This window comes from Glycocaulis sp., from assembly GCF_051859565.1.
Classification (GTDB): Bacteria; Pseudomonadota; Alphaproteobacteria; order Caulobacterales; family Maricaulaceae; genus Glycocaulis.
The window spans coordinates 166,025-180,293 of the sequence record NZ_JBHYFK010000002.1 but is presented as its reverse complement, the minus strand read 5'-3'; the positions used below and the strand labels follow the sequence as shown (position 1 = coordinate 180,293).

The window sequence follows — 14,269 nt, the reverse complement described above, 5'->3', positions numbered from 1 at the left end:
AACGGGTGGGGCGAGGCGGCAATACGCCTGCCATGTAGGATGGGGCTTGTCCCTATCCTAGCCCTGACCGGCGGGCTTTGTGCCAGTCGTTTTTTCAGCGCCGCCTTTCGCCGGTCTGGCGGCTGCCTTGCGCCGGCGCAGATTGGCGCGCAAAGCCTCGGCCAGACGCGCCTCGCGGCTGTCTGATCCGGCTGGCGGGCGAGAGCCTTTGTCGGACTTTTTGGTCATGGGTCTGGTGTGACGCCAAGCGGGTGGGCGGTCAAGCGGGCACTCCCCTGCGTCGGCTACCGCCTGTTTCGTTTTCCCGGCGAAAGCCGGGATCCAGAAAATTGCTGGGCACCGGCTTGCGCCGGTGAAACGCGTGGTGAGTTGTACTCAAAGGCAACAGGCCGCTTTGCGGCCTGAAAAGCGCGAACGCGCGCCCGCGACTGCCTGCCCCCGCGCAGGCGGGAGTTCGCGGAACATCGCAACGCGGATGCGTTGCGAAGCTAAAAGAGTTCCCCCCTGCAACAACCGCAAGCGCGCCCTTGGCGGGCGGCAAAACTTGGGCTATACGCCCCGCTCCGGTAGGGCAGGCCTCGCGCGCTGCCCGGCACCGAAGGCCGCTATAGCTCAGGGGTAGAGCGTTCCCTTGGTAAGGGAGAGGTCGAGTGTTCAATTCACTCTAGCGGCACCATTTTTCTTTCTCCCCCCCCTTCCGCATTGGGCTTTCGTCATTTCCGGGTTAGGTTTGCTGTCAGGCCACCAGCTGACGGAACCCCTCCATGTCCGTGATGCGATTATCCTCTGCGAAGTCCCTGCTGACGCCTGTGCGGCTGATGTGCGCGGGCCTCATCGCGCTCGGCGCAGTGATGCTGGCCGCAGGCGCGCTGGCACGGCAGGCTGAAAGCGCTGGCGGCACGGTGCATCTGGTCAGCCTGCAGGGCGCGATAGGCCCGGCGCGGGCAGGCCATGTGGTGCGCGTGATCGAGCGCGCAGCCAGCGAGGCGGACGCCGTCATCATCGAGATGGATACGCCGGGCGGCCTGGTTGATGCGATGCGCGACATCAATAATGCCATTCTTGCCTCTCCTGTGCCGGTGATCGTCCATGTCGCGCCCACCGGCGCACGGGCCACCAGCGCGGGCACCTATATCCTCTATGCGGCCCACGTGGCCGCGATGGCGCCGGGCAGCACGGTCGGCGCAGCAACGCCTGTGACCATGGGCGGCGCACCCGGCAGCCCGCCGCAAACGCCTGAAGAGGGCGAAGAGGAGAGCAATGAGCCCGGCAATGCGCTGGAGGAAGCCGCGCGCCAGCGCAGCGAGCCGGCCACCCGCCGAGCACCGGCCAATGACGAAGCCATGCGCAACAAGATGGTCAACGATTCGGTGGCCTATATCCGCGCGCTGGCAGAGCTGCGCGGGCGCAATGCTGACTGGGCCGAGCGCGCCGTGCGGGAAGGCGTAAGCCTGACCTATAGCGAGGCGGTGTCGGAAAACGTTGCGGACTTCGTTGCCGGATCGACGAGCGAACTTCTGACCCTCGCCAGCGGCCGCACGGTGATGCTGGGCGATGGCAGCGAGATCACGCTTGCGCTCGAAGGCGCGGCGGTGGAGCGGGCCGAGATGAGCCTCCCCACGCAGATTCTCACCGTCATCACCGATCCGAACATCGCCTTTCTGGTGCTCAATCTCGGCTTTATCGGCCTACTTGTGAGCTTCTATAACGGGCTGGAGCCGATCACCTTTGTGGCGGGTCTCATCTGCATCATAGTCGGGCTTTATGCGCTCAATACCCTGCCCCTGAACTATGCAGGCGCGGCGCTGATCGTGCTGGGGCTGGGCCTGCTCATCGCGGAAGTATTCGTCGCCTCTTACGGATTGCTGGCGCTCGGCGGTGTGATCGCCTTTGCCATCGGCGCGCTGATGCTGGTCGATACCGATGTGGAAGGCCTGCGCATTGACTGGCCGCTGGTGCTGGCGATGAGCGCGATCATGGGCGTGTCGGTGTTGCTGGCTGGCAGTTACGGCCTCGCAGCGCAGGCGCGCAAGGTGGTGACAGGCCGCGAAGGCCTGACGGGCGCTACCGGCACCGTGCTAAGCTGGCTCAATGGCGCTGGCCATGTTCAGGTGGAGGGCGAGCGCTGGCAGGCAGTGTCCTCTGATGATCTGCAACCGGGCGATGTTGTGAAAGTCGTTTCGGTGGACGGGCTGACTGTGAAAGTGAAATCATCTGGCCGGGGCTAGGCTGCCGGCAAGGCAATTTGGAAGGAGAAGTCTGTGGCGGAACTGGGCATGAATATCGGATTTCTGCTGGGCCTTGCGGCCGTGGTGTTCGCCTTCCTGTCGTCGGCGATCAAGATTTTGCGCGAATATGAGCGCGGCGTGGTGTTCACGCTCGGGCGGTACTCGGGAACCTCAGGTCCGGGCCTGATCATCCTCATCCCAATCGTCCAGCAGATGGTGAAAGTCGATTTGCGCATCGTGGCAGAGGACGTCCCCAGCCAGGATGTCATCAGCCAGGACAATGTCTCGGTGCGGGTGAACGCCGTGCTCTATTACCGCATCGTCGATCCGCAGCGCGCCATCAACCAGGTCAGCGATTTCCGCGAGGCGACTAGCCAGCTCGCCCAGACCACGCTGCGTTCGGTACTCGGCAAGCATGATCTTGATGAAATGCTCTCCCAGCGGGACAAGCTGAACGAGGACATCCAGTCCATTCTGGACTCCCAGACCGAGGCCTGGGGCATCAAGGTCTCCAATGTCGAGATCAAGCATGTCGATCTGGATACATCCATGATCCGCGCCATCGCCCGCCAGGCCGAGGCCGAGCGCGAACGGCGCGCCAAGGTCATCATCGCCGAGGGCGAACAGCAGGCCGCCGCCAAGCTGGCCGAGGCCGCAGAAGTGCTGGCCCGCCAAGATGGCGCGATGCAGCTGCGCTATCTCGGCACCTTGCAGGAGATCGGCGGCAAGGGCTCCAACACCATTGTCTTCCCGATGGCCGGTGATCTCATCGCCAACCTCACCGCGCCGCGTAGCGGAGGCCAGAGCTGACCGTCATAACTGCCGGCATGCATAGCGCACTTTTCCCGGACATTGCGGCCCGCGAGGCCGGCCTGCTGCCTGTGTCTGACGGGCATTCCCTCTATTGGGAACGATCCGGGCGCGAGGGCGGGCGCACGCTTCTTTTCCTGCATGGCGGGCCGGGGTCGGGCGCGAACGCCCGTCACCGCCGCTATGCCGATCCGGACATCTGGGAGACCATCCAGTTTGACCAGCGCGGCTGCGGACGCTCCGCTCCGCTGTTCGAGCTATACGCCAACACAACCGCACACCTGATTGAGGATATCGAGGCCCTGCGCGAGCATCTGGGCCTTGAGCGCTTTGATTGCGTGATGGGGGCAAGCTGGGGGACCACGCTGGCTCTGGCCTATGCGCAGGCATGCCCCGAACGCGTGGAAAACGTGCTCGTCGAAGGCGTCTTTCTGGCGACCCGCCGGGAGCTGGACTGGTGGCATGGCAAAAGCGGGGCGGGCGCGGTCTATCCCGATGCCCATGACTGGCTGATGCACGGCGTGCCGGAGACACTGCACGACGACCCACCGGGCTTTGCTCGCTGGGCGCTGGCCGCCATGCAGACCGAGCTGGCCGCAGGCGCGCCCTTGCTGGCGGGACTGGACGATCCGGATGCCGAAGCCGCCTTGAAAGACAGCGTGATATTCCGCTGGATCGCCTATGAGGAATTGCTCTCGCAACTGGAGGCAACACCACAGAGCGCGCTGGCGAACTTACGCGCCAAGGGCCGCGACAAGCTGATCTCCACCGCCCTGATCGAGGCGCATTACTTTTCACAGGGCTGCTTCCTTGAGGAAGCCCAGCTACTGACCGGGGCACACCGCCTCACCATGCCGGTCCATATCGTCCACAGCCGCTATGACATGGTGTGTCCGCTGCAATCGGCCTTCGATCTGAAGGATGCCGCGCCTGATGCGCGTCTCGTCATCGTGCCGGCCCATGGCCATGCCATGAGTGAGCCGGTCTTCAAGGTGGTCAGGAATGTGATTGCCGGGCTTTAGCGCCCGCCTCAAAGCTCAACGTGGAAGAACTGGTTGAACGCGGTTTGCGGGTAGTCCGCAAACGCATCACCCGGCAGGAAGCCGCGCCGGGCATAGAGCTTCACCGCCGCCTCGAATGCCGGGCCTCTGCCCGTCTCCAGACTTAGCCGCATCATACCTCGATCACGCGCCACCGTAATGATGTGATCAAGTATGGCCGCGCCCGCGCCCCGCCCGGCAAAATCGGGATGAGCCCGCATCGACTTGATCTCGCCATGAGTGACGCTGAGCGCCTTCAGCGCCCCGACGCACGCGATCCTTCCCTGCCGCCACGCGGTCCAGACAGTTATCTCCGGCCTTTGCAGGCCGGACAGGTCCAGCGCAAACACTGTCCCCGGTGGAGAGCTGGCATGCATGCCCGCCAGATGCAGCGCCAGAAGCCCGCGCGTGTCCGCCCCAGATAGATCATCTTCCCGGATTTCGTACATGCCCGCCCCCTGCTGTGCTCGCCGCGGCGCTAGCGCAAATACCCCAACCCCCTCAAGGCTGGCTGGCCGTGGATTTCGGCGCTTGCCGCCATTTGCCCGCTCCGGCAGCACGCCAGCCTGATCGGCGCACAAGACCCGCTTTCCTCGTCCTCTGGATTCTCGCTTGCATACATACCAACTGGTTGGTATTTATGCTGCATGAGGAATGACAACCACCCCGCAGCCGCCTCTCCTGCCCGCATCCCGCGCGGGGAAGCCCGCACACGTCTCCTCGACACGGCGCTGAGACTGATCCGCGAGCAGGGCTTCGCGGCAACCAGCGTGGATGCGTTGTGCAAGGAGGCCGGCGTCACCAAGGGCGCCTTCTTCCACCATTTTGACAGCAAGGAAGCGCTGGGCGCGGCAGCGGCCGATTACTGGTCGGAGACCACTTCGGCCCTGTTTGCGGCCGCGCCCTATCATGCGCCAGCTGACCCGCTGGATCGCGTATTTGCCTATCTCGATTTCCGCGCCGCGCTGATCGATGGCGAGATCGCCGAATTCACCTGTCTCGTCGGCACGATGGTGCAGGAGACCTACGGCTCCAGCGACGCGATACGCGATGCCTGCAATCGCTCGATCACCGGCCATGCCGCCACGCTGGAGGCTGACATCCAGGCCGCCATGGACGCACGCGGGATCGGTGCGCCCTATACGGCGCAGAGCCTGGCCCTGCTCACACAGAGCGTCCTGCAAGGCGGCTTCATCACCGCCAAGGCGGCGGGACACAAGGGCCCCGCGCTGGATGCTGCCGCCCACCTGAAACGCTATTTCGCCTTCATTTTTGACGGCTCGCCTGCGCGGGCGGACACAAGGAGTGCCGCATGAGAACGATCCGGATCATTGAGCACATCTCGCTGGACGGGGTGATACAGGCCCCCGGCGGCCCCGATGAGGATATCGACAGCGGGTTTGCCCATGGCGGGTGGGCCTTTCCCCATTTTGACGCGGCGGTCGGCGAGGCAGTAGATGCCGTGCATGGCGACGGCTTCGATCTCCTGCTGGGGCGGCGCACCTATGACATTTTCGCCGGTCACTGGCCGCACCAGACCGGCCCGATGGCTGATCAGCTCAACGGCGCCAGAAAGTATGTCGCCACGCACAGGCCGGATAGCCTTGGCTGGGGACCTGCCGAAGATCTGGGCGCGGACATTGTCGCTGGCGTGCGCGCCATCAAGGCGGGCGAAGGCCCCGATCTGGTCGTGTGGGGCAGTTCGACGATCACGCCTGCGCTGATCGAACATGGGCTGGCTGACGAGGTCGTGCTGCTGGTCTTCCCGGTCATGCTGGGGCGCGGCAAGCGGATTTTCTCGGACACGGCGGCTGCCACCGAGCTGTCCCTGATCAGCAGCAAGGCGGCTGGCTCCGGCGTCATCATCAACATCTACAAACCCGCCGGGCCTGCGCGAACCGGCAGCTTTGCCGACACGGCGGAATGAATCATCGACATACCCAAATGGGAGAGCCGATTATGGCTGAACTGACCACATCAATCACCAATCCCGAAACCACCAAGGGCGTCATCCCCTATCTGGATATGGCGGGCCGGTCGCTGGAAGCGGCGAGATTCTACGAGAAGGCCTTCAGTGCAAAGATGATCGGCCATGTGCCCGGTCAGAGTGCAGGACGTGTCGTGCACTGCCAGATCGAGATCAATGGCGGCACGCTGATGATGACCGACCATCGCGACGCAGCCGTGGAGCGCGAGGGCTTTCACCTGCAAATCGTCGCTACCGATGCGCAGGCGCGCTGGGACCGTGCGGTCGAGGCAGGTTGCGAGATCGTCATGCCGTTCGAGATGCAGTTCTGGGGCGACCGGTGGGGCCTGGTTCGGGACCCGTTCGGCATCCAGTGGGCGTTCAACGAGGCCGCAAGCTAACGGCGCATAATCAGTCAACAGACAGGAAGGACAGGACCAATGAGCTATTACGTACAGGGCTTTGTGCTCGCGGTGCCCACCGCCAACAAGGACGCTTTCATCAAGCACGCCAGGGAAGCCGCCGGCATCTTCAAGGAATATGGCGTACTCAAATGCGTGGAATGCTGGGGCGATGACGTGCCTGATGGCGTCCACACCTCCTTCCCTATGGCAGTGAAGGCCGAGGCGGACGAGACGGTGGTGTTCTCCTGGTATATCTGGCCGTCGAAAGAGGCGCTGGACGCTGCCATGCCGAAAATCATGGAGGACGGGCGCCTCGACCCCGCCAACAACCCGATGCCGTTTGACGGCAAGCGCATGATCTATGGCGGCTTCATGCCGGTGGTAGATCTGTAATCGGGAGACCCGCCATGCCAAAAATCAGCGCCTGCATCTGGGCCGACGGATGGGCGGAAGAAGCCGCCGATCTTTACGCCGCCCTCTTTCCGGACGCCGCTATCGGCGAGATCGCCCGGTTCTCGAAAGACGGCGCCGAGCTTCACGGACAGACGGACGGCAGCGTGATGGTGGTCGAACTCACGCTCGGCGGGCAGGCCTTCACGCTTCTCAATGGCGGGCGGATGTTTTCGCCCAACCCTGCCATGTCCTTCTTCGTTTTCATCAATGACAAAGCCGAAATCGACCGGCTCTGGACCGCACTCATTGATGGCGGCAGGGCACGCATGGAGCTTGGAAGCTACCCCTGGTGCGAGCATTATGGCTGGGTGGAGGACCGCTTCGGCGTCAGCTGGCAATTGATGATGGCCGATCCGGGCGCGCTGGGGCAGACTATTGTCCCGGCCCTGATGTTTACGCAAGGCGCTGCCGGGAAGGCCGAGGAAGCCATGGCCCGCTATGGCGCGGTGCTGGGCGGGTTCCGGCCGATTGAAGTCAGTCACTACCCGCCGGGCACAGGCGCCAACGAAGGCCTGCTGATGCACGGGCAGTACAAAATCGCCGGTCAGGCCTTCATCGCTTTTGACTCCCCCATGGACCACGGTTTCGGCTTCACACCCGGCCAGTCCCTGCAGGTCTATCCCGCAGGTCAGGCCGAGACAGACCGCATCTGGGGCGCGCTCACCCACGTTCCGGAGGCCGAGCAATGCGGCTGGCTGTGCGATGCCTACGGGCTTAGCTGGCAGGTCATCCCGGAAGGCTTTTCGGACTACATCAACGGGCCGGACAAGGCAGGCCAGGCCCGTGCCCGGCAAGCCATGTTCGCCATGAAGAAGCTCGATATCGCCGCCCTGAAAGCGGCTTATGAGGGGTAAGGCCTGACCCTCATCCTGAGGGCGAGCGCAGCGAAGCGTCTCGAAGGACGAGGGCAAAGTGGCGGCCTGATTGCCTCACGTATTCATTTTTGATTATATTGAATACGTACAGCAACGGGACCGGAGGTAGCCATGTCCCGCACTACGACGATGACGGTGCGCCTGAGCGGAGTATTGAGCGAGTTCGTTGCCGCCAATGTCGGCGATGACGGTGCCTATGAGAATGTCAGCGAATATGTCCGCGACCTGATCCGCCGGGACAAGGAACGCGCTGAGCAGGCAGCTTTTGATCGGCTGAAGGCGGAGCTGACCCATGCCTTCGCGGCCCCGGACTCCAGTTACAAGCCCCTGACCGCCGCCGATGTAGTCCGCCGCAATCAGGGCTGAGCGGATGACCCGAATCCGCATTCAGGAGGCGGCCTCAAGGCGGCTGGACGAAATATATCTCTACACCCGCAAGCACTGGGGCGAGGAACAGGCGGAGCGCTACATCACCGGCCTGTTCGACGCGTTCGGGACGATCGCCACTCACGGTGTGCTGTCACGGCCCATCCCTGCCGAGCTGGGCGTCGACGGCTTCGTGTTCCGGTACGAACGCCATTTCGTCTACTGGCGGTATCTCGACAATGGCGATATCGGCATCGTCACCGTACTGCACGAACGCATGCACAGGATCGGACAGCTGCGTGACGCGCTGGATGGCGAACCGGACGGCTAACCCCTACTCCGCCAGCCCCGCCACCGCGTGAACATAGTCGCTGCGCGCCTTGTTGGCGTCGATCTGGGCGGCGATGCGCTCATCCTCATCCTGCAGGGTCTGCGGATCGAGCTCGGCATAGTGCAGCACGCCCATATCCTCATACGCCTTGCGGATACGCGGCCCCCAAAGGCCGATATCCTTCACGATCGGCACGATGCGCTGGAAGAGCAGCGTCCGGTAGAGCTTCACGATCTCGGAGTTCTCGACAAACTCCTTGCATTCCTTCGCCGGCAGATCGAGCACCTCGTAAAGCTCGTGGCTCTGGGTCATGCGGTCACGCATGAGATAGCAGGCCTCCACGAGGAACTCCTCGCGCTCATCGCGCTCTTTCTGGGTGAGCTGGGGGTAGTAATCGCGCAAGGAGAGCCGGCCGAAAGCGACGTGGCGCGCTTCGTCCTCCATCACATAGGCATTGACCATGCGCGCCAGCGGGTTCTGTGCCAGATCGCGGATCGTGCCGAAGGCGGCGAGCGCCAGCCCCTCGATCACCACCTGCATGGCCAGATATGTGACGTCCCAGCGGGAATCCCTCAGCGCATCATTGACCAGCTCCTGTAGCGGATCGGTCATCGGATAGGCCACGCCGAACTTGCCCTGCAGCAGGCGATAGGCCTCCACATGGCGGGCCTCGTCCATCACCTGCGTGGCGGCGTAGAACTTCGCATCGAGATCAGGCACGGACGACACGATCTTGGAGGCCGACAGGAGCGCTGCCTGCTCGCCTTGCAGGAACTGGCTGATATTCCAGGCCTGCGTATGGCGGCGCAGATTTATGCGCTCCTTCTTGGTCATCCTGTTCCAGACATCCGAGCCATAGATGGCGACGGCCTCGTCGGGCATCTGCATCGGGTTTTCCGGATCGAGCTCCTGCGTCCAGTCGATGCGATTGAGCGCATCCCACTGCATGTCCTTACCCTTCTGGTAGAGGTGCATGAGCGTGGTGCGGCCCTCGTCAAAGCGCCAGTCAAACACCGCGTCGAACTGCTGGGGGACATGCCAGTGATCGTCAATCCCGGGCATGGGGTACAAGTCGCGCAAGGCCGTCATCGCTTCAGCTCTCCTCCGTAGCGGGAAGCCGGTGCAGCGCGTGCAAACCCTGCCGGGCGCTGCCCGGTCCTCGTCTATAGGGGTGAACGGTGTTCACCCGATGGACAGAGCATGACTCCGACTATACCCGCCTGTCTACCCCTGACTGATCAGTCAGTGAAAATTCATGAACACGATTTCACTGGTGCGGGCAGCGGCGCAGAGGCAAACGTGCCTGACCCTCGCACCTATCGGAGTGCCCATGCTGCGCTGTCTGCTTGCTGTACTTGCCTGCGCCCTCACCCTCTCACCCGCTCTTGCCGTGCAGGACACGCCCGCGCCGGAAGCGGCCGCCACCGAGATCATCACGGTACGCGCAGAGCGCTCCGGCCCGCAGCTCTGGCGGATCTCTCACCCCGAACAGGCTGGCGAGGTCTATGTCTTCATCACAATCCCCTGGCTGCCCGCGAGCCTTGAATGGAATGAACGCCCCGTGGCGAGCGTTCTGGAGGAAGCAGGCGAAGTCCTGACCGAGTTCGAGGTCAATGCCGGTGCGGTCAGCACCACCCGCATGGCGGCCATGATGCTGCGCACCGTCACGTTCAACCGCAGCCGCCTGATGATGCCGCGCGGGATCACGCTGGCCGACCGTGTGGGCGATGAGCTGGCGGCAGAGTTTTACGAGGCGGCGGCGATCGCCGAAGAGCGCGATGAGCGCCGCCGCGCGCTGCGCCGTGCCGCCCGGCGCGGCGACGGCGAGTTGACGGCAGATGACGTACTGGAAGAGCCGGAGCAGTCCGCGCTGGCCGCGCGCCTTGCCAGTCTGGAACCGGGCAGGATGCACCCCTTCTTTCAGGCCATGAACCTGATCGGCAAGGCCGCACAAAGCGTGGATCTGCAAGGCTCCTCTGCCATTGAAAGCCGCGTGACGCGCCTCGCGCGCCGCAACCGCGTGCCCGTACGCGCCGTGCAGAGCTATGATCTGGCCGTATCAGATATTTCTGCCCTCATGCGCTCGGTGCAGGATTTCTCGCGCGAGACCAATGAGACCTGCATTTCCGAGGCCGTGACATTCGCCCGCTCCGAACTACCCACGGCGTGGATGGCGGCGCAGGCCTGGGCACGCGGTGATGTCGACACGCTGCGCGGATTTTCAGGCCGCCGCACCGGGCTCGACTGCCAGCGCGCCATGGAAGGCGAAATGGGCGGGCTTCGCACATTCGGCGGCGCCACCACCGCTGACATCGACTATCCGGGCATCTGGGCGCAGGCCATTGGCAGTTCCATAGCCGGTGGCGGGGTCACCCTTGCCATTGTCGGCGCAGCAGGCTGGCTGGCCGAAGACGGCATTCAGGCAAGGCTGGCCGCTGCCGGCTATGTGGTGGAGGGGCCGTAAGGCCTTATTCAGCAGGCGTGGCGGCGGTCTGGACGGGTGATGCCGCGCGCGCATCGTCTGGAACGGCTTCACCGCGCTTCGCCGCCTGTTGCTCGGCCCAGCGCGCCTTGATGATTTTCGAACTTTCCCGGCTGCCATCGGGCGACCAGCCCGGCGGTCCGAGCCAGTAGCCCAGCGCATCGCGCAGGGATTTGGCCGACGACACATCCTTCACGATGCCCACCCATTCATGCAGGCAGATGCGGATCGGGTTGTAAGTGCCGAGATTCTTCACGATGCCATAGCGGCACTTCTCCTCGTCCAGCTCCTCCTGGAAGGTGCCGAACATCCGGTCCCAGATGATGAACACGCCCGCATAATTACGGTCCAGATAGAGCGGGTTCGTCGCGTGATGGACACGGTGATGAGAGGGGGTGTTGAACAGCCACTCAATCGGCGCAGGCAGGCGCTTGACGGCCTCGGTATGGATCCAGAACTGGTAGATGAGATTCAGCGCGCCCACAAAGGCCACCATCGCGATGGGAAAGCCCAGCAGCACCAGCCACGAACCGAAGAAGATGAACTTGAAGGTCAGCGGGCTGAGCCAGGGCTGACGCAGCGCCGTGGAGAGATTGTAGTGCTGGGAGGAGTGGTGGATCACATGGTCCGCCCACCACCAGCGCACGGTGTGCGCGAAACGGTGTGACCAGTAATAGAGAAAATCGTCCAGCACGAAGCAGACCACAAACGCCCACCACGCCCAGCCAATGTCAAACAGGGCAAAGCGCTCGATATACATGAACCAGGCGAGCGCGATGAAGCCGAGCAGCACGCCGGAGACCGTATTGCCAAGCCCCATGGCGAGGCTGGCGGCCGTGTCCTTGGGCTCGAACTCGGCCTTGCCGGTCACTCGCGCATAGATCATCTCCGCGACGATCAACGCCACGAAGAAGGGAATGGCAATCAGGATCGGATCAGGAAGCTCGGGCATGACCCTCTCCTCGCATCTGCGTATCGCTCTGGCGGACGAACCGGCGCATCCGCTCGCCCCACCCCTGCGCTGAGGCGTCATCAAGATCGATGGTCACATGCGGCAGGGTGAAATCGTTGAAATGGATATGAAAGCGCGCGCCATCCGCCTCCAGCCGGGCGATCTCGCCGGGGCGCACCACGCGGGTCACGCAGCGGCTTGACCGCGCAAGCACCAGCCCCAGGCGCGCCTCGCCTTGCTCCATCACGAGCGCGGCAAGACCGTCGGCCGCTATCACGCCCTCGCCTGCGCGAAACCCGACGACATCCTCTTCCAGCCTCTGGGAGGGCAGGCTGGCATCCTCAAAGCGAACATCCTGCCAGCCGCCAATGAGGCGGTTGAACACGATGAGCGCGCCCACCGCGAGGGCAGACACGGCCAGTACGGCGAGAATGGCAAGAGGGTTGTCATCCATGCGCTAATACTTGCTGTCTTTGAGAGCGAAGCGCAAGCCGCTGAGCATCCACTCAGTCAGTTGCGTCGGCAAACGCGTAGTATTCGCGTGTCCACAGCGCGTACATCACACGCGGCCCAATGCCATAGGTCGCCTGCAGATAGCGCGACTGGCTTTCATGGATACGCCAAGCCCGCTGCTTGTCGCGCGATGGCGAAGGCACGGCAAAATCCGGCTCAGGCTGTATATCGGCAATGAGCTGGCCGCGTTCGCCGCCAAACCGGCGAAGGCCCGGGCGCGGGGCGAGCACATAGACAAGGCGCGGCGCATCCTCACCCATGGCCAGAACCGCCTGGCGCGCCGCTTCCCCAATGGCCATATGATCGGGGTGCAGCGAGATCGCGCTTTCAGGATGGAAGCTGATGACGGCCGAGGGCCGGGTGCGTTCAATCTCCGCCGCCACACGCTCCACCAGCTGATCGAAGGGGCGTGCGCGCAGCTGGCCATCACCCAGATCGAGCACCGTGTGGGAGGCCACGCCCAGCGCAAAGCCGTGCTTTCGCGCTTCCGCCTCTCGCACTATGCCCAGATGCGGCTGGTCCACTACCGGCGGGAACTGCGTACCCGCCTCACCGCGCGTGGCGGTGAAGAGATGCACGGGCAGTCCTTCAGCCACGCCGCGCGCCATCAGCGCATTGGCCGTGATCTCGTCATCGGGATGCGCGAATACGAAAAGCAGACCCGCCTCGCCTAGCTCTGCGCGCAGATCGGCAAGGCGCGCCACACCGGGTTCGGCAAACAGCGAACGCGCGATCATCAGGCCGGCCAGCGCCGCCACCAGAACAATGCCGGCCATAACGCCCGCCGCGATGAGGATGATACGCGCCATAAGCCTTCGTCCTTGTCCCGCTATTGCCCGTCACCTGACTGACACGCCCTGATGCCATATCATACCCGAACAAGCTTGCGGGGAGGATAGAAGATGCGCGGTGTGCTGATTGTACCGGCGGTATTGGCGGCAGCGTACGGGACAGCCCTGTTCTGGCCCGGTCCGGACCCCGTTTCCCACCCCTGGCTGGACGGCCGGACGGTGGAGCGGGCCGAGCGCATCGCCCATGGCGGCGGGCTTGGCCGCGCGCCCGCCAACACGATTGCCGCGCTGGAACAGGCGATGGCAGACGGCGCAGACGTGCTGGAGGTCGACACCCAGCTCACCTCCGACGGGATCCTCGTGCTGATGCATGACGACACGGTCGACCGCACCACGGATGGCGCTGGCCGCGTTGCAGACCTGACCCTTGGCGAGGTGCAGGCCCTCAACGCCGCCTTCGGCTATGAGGGCGAACGGGCAGACAGGTTTGCCGGCGACGGTATCAATGTGCCGACGTTGGCAGATGCGTTCGGCGCCTTCGCGGACATGCGCTGGATCGTCGAGATCAAGCCGGACACCGAAGAGGCCGCCCGCGTGATATGCGAGACAATCCGGGAGGCCGGCATGGAAACCCGGGCCCTCGTCGGCTCTTTTCATGACAATGCCATGGCCCATTTCCGCGCGTTCTGCCCTGAGGTGGCAACGGGCATGGGACGCCGCGAAGCGTTCAGCTTCTACGTGCTGGCCCGGCTGGGGCTGGCGAAATTTCACCCCACACGCGCCGTTGCGGCCCAGCTCCCGCCGCGTGCCAACGGACTGGATGTCATCCATCCACGCCTGGTGGACGCCGCCCATGCGCGCGGGATCGCCGTGCAGGTCTGGACCATCAATGAGCCCGACGAGATGGAGGCGCTGATCGCGCGCGGCGTTGATGGCATCATCACCGACCGGGTGGATGTGATGGCAGGCACGCAGGGGGAGTGAGTTTCCGTCTTGAGCCCTCGTCCTTCGAGACGCACTGCGTGCTCCTCAGGATGAGGGCTCTGGGGTTGCTTCTC

At 63.9% G+C, this 14,269-nt stretch carries 18 protein-coding genes and 1 tRNA gene; 13 read left to right on the top strand and 6 right to left on the bottom strand.

The window, feature by feature from the left end; genetic code table 11:
* Positions 1-57: 57 nt before the first annotated feature.
* Positions 58-228, bottom strand: a complete 171-nt coding sequence (locus ACTIGC_RS03355) for a hypothetical protein (protein WP_429910577.1) — start codon at positions 226-228, stop codon at positions 58-60.
* Positions 229-601: 373 nt separating this feature from the next.
* On the opposite strand from ACTIGC_RS03355, the gene ACTIGC_RS03350 reads away from it, so the two are divergent.
* The 4 genes from ACTIGC_RS03350 (at position 602) to ACTIGC_RS03335 (ending at position 4,060) form a co-directional block, all read left to right on the top strand.
* A tRNA-Thr gene (locus ACTIGC_RS03350) sits at positions 602-676 on the top strand.
* 97 nt (positions 677-773) lie between these two features.
* Positions 774-2,228, top strand: a complete 1,455-nt coding sequence (locus ACTIGC_RS03345) for an NfeD family protein (RefSeq protein ID WP_439633341.1) — start codon at positions 774-776, stop codon at positions 2,226-2,228.
* A gap of 42 nt (positions 2,229-2,270) precedes the next feature.
* On the top strand, positions 2,271-3,038 hold the full coding sequence (locus ACTIGC_RS03340; RefSeq protein ID WP_439633340.1) for a slipin family protein: 768 nt from the start codon (positions 2,271-2,273) through the stop codon (positions 3,036-3,038).
* A 17-nt stretch (positions 3,039-3,055) separates the two neighbouring features.
* Positions 3,056-4,060 carry an alpha/beta fold hydrolase gene (locus ACTIGC_RS03335; protein WP_439633065.1) on the top strand — a complete coding sequence of 335 codons (1,005 nt, stop codon included), beginning with the start codon at positions 3,056-3,058 and terminating at the stop codon, positions 4,058-4,060.
* Positions 4,061-4,068: 8 nt separating this feature from the next.
* On the opposite strand, the gene ACTIGC_RS03330 is transcribed toward ACTIGC_RS03335, so the two are convergent.
* Positions 4,069-4,527 carry a GNAT family N-acetyltransferase gene (locus ACTIGC_RS03330; protein WP_439633064.1) on the bottom strand — a complete coding sequence of 153 codons (459 nt, stop codon included), beginning with the start codon at positions 4,525-4,527 and terminating at the stop codon, positions 4,069-4,071.
* A gap of 198 nt (positions 4,528-4,725) precedes the next feature.
* On the opposite strand from ACTIGC_RS03330, the gene ACTIGC_RS03325 reads away from it, so the two are divergent.
* The 7 genes from ACTIGC_RS03325 to ACTIGC_RS03295 all read left to right on the top strand — a co-directional run bounded on the left by ACTIGC_RS03325 (position 4,726) and on the right by ACTIGC_RS03295 (position 8,473).
* Complete coding sequence (locus ACTIGC_RS03325; protein WP_439633063.1) at positions 4,726-5,394, top strand: TetR/AcrR family transcriptional regulator; 669 nt, start codon at positions 4,726-4,728, stop codon at positions 5,392-5,394.
* Entirely contained in the window at positions 5,391-6,005 is a 615-nt protein-coding gene (locus ACTIGC_RS03320; RefSeq protein ID WP_439633062.1) for a dihydrofolate reductase family protein, read from the top strand. Before ACTIGC_RS03325 ends, ACTIGC_RS03320 begins: the two co-directional genes overlap by 4 nt.
* Before the next feature lie 17 nt (positions 6,006-6,022).
* Entirely contained in the window at positions 6,023-6,445 is a 423-nt protein-coding gene (locus tag ACTIGC_RS03315) for a VOC family protein (RefSeq protein ID WP_439633061.1), read from the top strand.
* Positions 6,446-6,484: 39 nt separating this feature from the next.
* Entirely contained in the window at positions 6,485-6,841 is a 357-nt protein-coding gene (locus ACTIGC_RS03310) for a DUF1428 domain-containing protein (protein WP_439633060.1), read from the top strand.
* A gap of 14 nt (positions 6,842-6,855) precedes the next feature.
* Positions 6,856-7,755, top strand: a complete 900-nt coding sequence (locus ACTIGC_RS03305) for a VOC family protein (protein WP_439633059.1) — start codon at positions 6,856-6,858, stop codon at positions 7,753-7,755.
* A gap of 132 nt (positions 7,756-7,887) precedes the next feature.
* Complete coding sequence (locus ACTIGC_RS03300; RefSeq protein ID WP_439633058.1) at positions 7,888-8,142, top strand: ribbon-helix-helix domain-containing protein; 255 nt, start codon at positions 7,888-7,890, stop codon at positions 8,140-8,142.
* 4 nt (positions 8,143-8,146) lie between these two features.
* The gene (locus tag ACTIGC_RS03295; RefSeq protein ID WP_439633057.1) at positions 8,147-8,473 is read left to right on the top strand and encodes a type II toxin-antitoxin system RelE/ParE family toxin; all 327 of its coding nucleotides are present in this window, start codon (positions 8,147-8,149) and stop codon (positions 8,471-8,473) included.
* A gap of 3 nt (positions 8,474-8,476) precedes the next feature.
* Here ACTIGC_RS03295 and ACTIGC_RS03290 read toward each other — a convergent pair whose 3' ends face one another.
* Positions 8,477-9,562 carry a ferritin-like domain-containing protein gene (locus tag ACTIGC_RS03290; protein ID WP_127568531.1) on the bottom strand — a complete coding sequence of 362 codons (1,086 nt, stop codon included), beginning with the start codon at positions 9,560-9,562 and terminating at the stop codon, positions 8,477-8,479.
* Between the two features lie 241 nt (positions 9,563-9,803).
* Here ACTIGC_RS03290 and ACTIGC_RS03285 point away from each other — a divergent pair, with 241 nt between their 5' ends.
* Positions 9,804-10,937: a TraB/GumN family protein gene (locus tag ACTIGC_RS03285; protein WP_439633056.1), complete on the top strand. Its 1,134-nt coding sequence runs from the start codon at positions 9,804-9,806 to the stop codon at positions 10,935-10,937.
* A gap of 4 nt (positions 10,938-10,941) precedes the next feature.
* Here ACTIGC_RS03285 and ACTIGC_RS03280 read toward each other — a convergent pair whose 3' ends face one another.
* Genes ACTIGC_RS03280 through ACTIGC_RS03270 form a run of 3 tightly spaced genes read right to left on the bottom strand, consistent with a single transcriptional unit; the run spans position 10,942 to position 13,229 of the window.
* Positions 10,942-11,907 carry a sterol desaturase family protein gene (locus tag ACTIGC_RS03280; RefSeq protein WP_439633055.1) on the bottom strand — a complete coding sequence of 322 codons (966 nt, stop codon included), beginning with the start codon at positions 11,905-11,907 and terminating at the stop codon, positions 10,942-10,944.
* Complete coding sequence (locus ACTIGC_RS03275) at positions 11,891-12,361, bottom strand: hypothetical protein (protein WP_439633054.1); 471 nt, start codon at positions 12,359-12,361, stop codon at positions 11,891-11,893. Before ACTIGC_RS03275 ends, ACTIGC_RS03280 begins: the two co-directional genes overlap by 17 nt.
* Positions 12,362-12,413: 52 nt before the next feature.
* Positions 12,414-13,229, bottom strand: coding sequence for a PIG-L deacetylase family protein (locus ACTIGC_RS03270; protein ID WP_439633053.1), 816 nt, complete (start codon positions 13,227-13,229; stop codon positions 12,414-12,416).
* 93 nt (positions 13,230-13,322) lie between these two features.
* Here ACTIGC_RS03270 and ACTIGC_RS03265 point away from each other — a divergent pair, with 93 nt between their 5' ends.
* Positions 13,323-14,195, top strand: coding sequence for a glycerophosphodiester phosphodiesterase (locus ACTIGC_RS03265; RefSeq protein ID WP_439633052.1), 873 nt, complete (start codon positions 13,323-13,325; stop codon positions 14,193-14,195).
* Positions 14,196-14,269: the final 74 nt, after the last annotated feature.

What these genes read in the sequence shown, in the direction of transcription:
- ACTIGC_RS03270 (WP_439633053.1), bottom strand. Translation starts at nt 13,229, where the DNA reads ATGGCGCGTATCATCCTCATCGCGGCGGGCGTTATGGCCGGCATTGTT.
- ACTIGC_RS03290 (WP_127568531.1), bottom strand. Translation starts at nt 9,562, where the DNA reads ATGACGGCCTTGCGCGACTTGTACCCCATGCCCGGGATTGACGATCAC.
- ACTIGC_RS03355 (WP_429910577.1), bottom strand. Translation starts at nt 228, where the DNA reads ATGACCAAAAAGTCCGACAAAGGCTCTCGCCCGCCAGCCGGATCAGAC.
- ACTIGC_RS03280 (WP_439633055.1), bottom strand. Translation starts at nt 11,907, where the DNA reads ATGCCCGAGCTTCCTGATCCGATCCTGATTGCCATTCCCTTCTTCGTG.
- ACTIGC_RS03285 (WP_439633056.1), top strand. Translation starts at nt 9,804, where the DNA reads ATGCTGCGCTGTCTGCTTGCTGTACTTGCCTGCGCCCTCACCCTCTCA.
- ACTIGC_RS03305 (WP_439633059.1), top strand. Translation starts at nt 6,856, where the DNA reads ATGCCAAAAATCAGCGCCTGCATCTGGGCCGACGGATGGGCGGAAGAA.
- ACTIGC_RS03315 (WP_439633061.1), top strand. Translation starts at nt 6,023, where the DNA reads ATGGGAGAGCCGATTATGGCTGAACTGACCACATCAATCACCAATCCC.
- ACTIGC_RS03310 (WP_439633060.1), top strand. Translation starts at nt 6,485, where the DNA reads ATGAGCTATTACGTACAGGGCTTTGTGCTCGCGGTGCCCACCGCCAAC.
- ACTIGC_RS03330 (WP_439633064.1), bottom strand. Translation starts at nt 4,527, where the DNA reads ATGTACGAAATCCGGGAAGATGATCTATCTGGGGCGGACACGCGCGGG.
- ACTIGC_RS03335 (WP_439633065.1), top strand. Translation starts at nt 3,056, where the DNA reads ATGCATAGCGCACTTTTCCCGGACATTGCGGCCCGCGAGGCCGGCCTG.
- ACTIGC_RS03275 (WP_439633054.1), bottom strand. Translation starts at nt 12,361, where the DNA reads ATGGATGACAACCCTCTTGCCATTCTCGCCGTACTGGCCGTGTCTGCC.
- ACTIGC_RS03265 (WP_439633052.1), top strand. Translation starts at nt 13,323, where the DNA reads ATGCGCGGTGTGCTGATTGTACCGGCGGTATTGGCGGCAGCGTACGGG.
- ACTIGC_RS03300 (WP_439633058.1), top strand. Translation starts at nt 7,888, where the DNA reads ATGTCCCGCACTACGACGATGACGGTGCGCCTGAGCGGAGTATTGAGC.
- ACTIGC_RS03295 (WP_439633057.1), top strand. Translation starts at nt 8,147, where the DNA reads ATGACCCGAATCCGCATTCAGGAGGCGGCCTCAAGGCGGCTGGACGAA.
- ACTIGC_RS03325 (WP_439633063.1), top strand. Translation starts at nt 4,726, where the DNA reads ATGAGGAATGACAACCACCCCGCAGCCGCCTCTCCTGCCCGCATCCCG.
- ACTIGC_RS03320 (WP_439633062.1), top strand. Translation starts at nt 5,391, where the DNA reads ATGAGAACGATCCGGATCATTGAGCACATCTCGCTGGACGGGGTGATA.
- ACTIGC_RS03345 (WP_439633341.1), top strand. Translation starts at nt 774, where the DNA reads ATGCGATTATCCTCTGCGAAGTCCCTGCTGACGCCTGTGCGGCTGATG.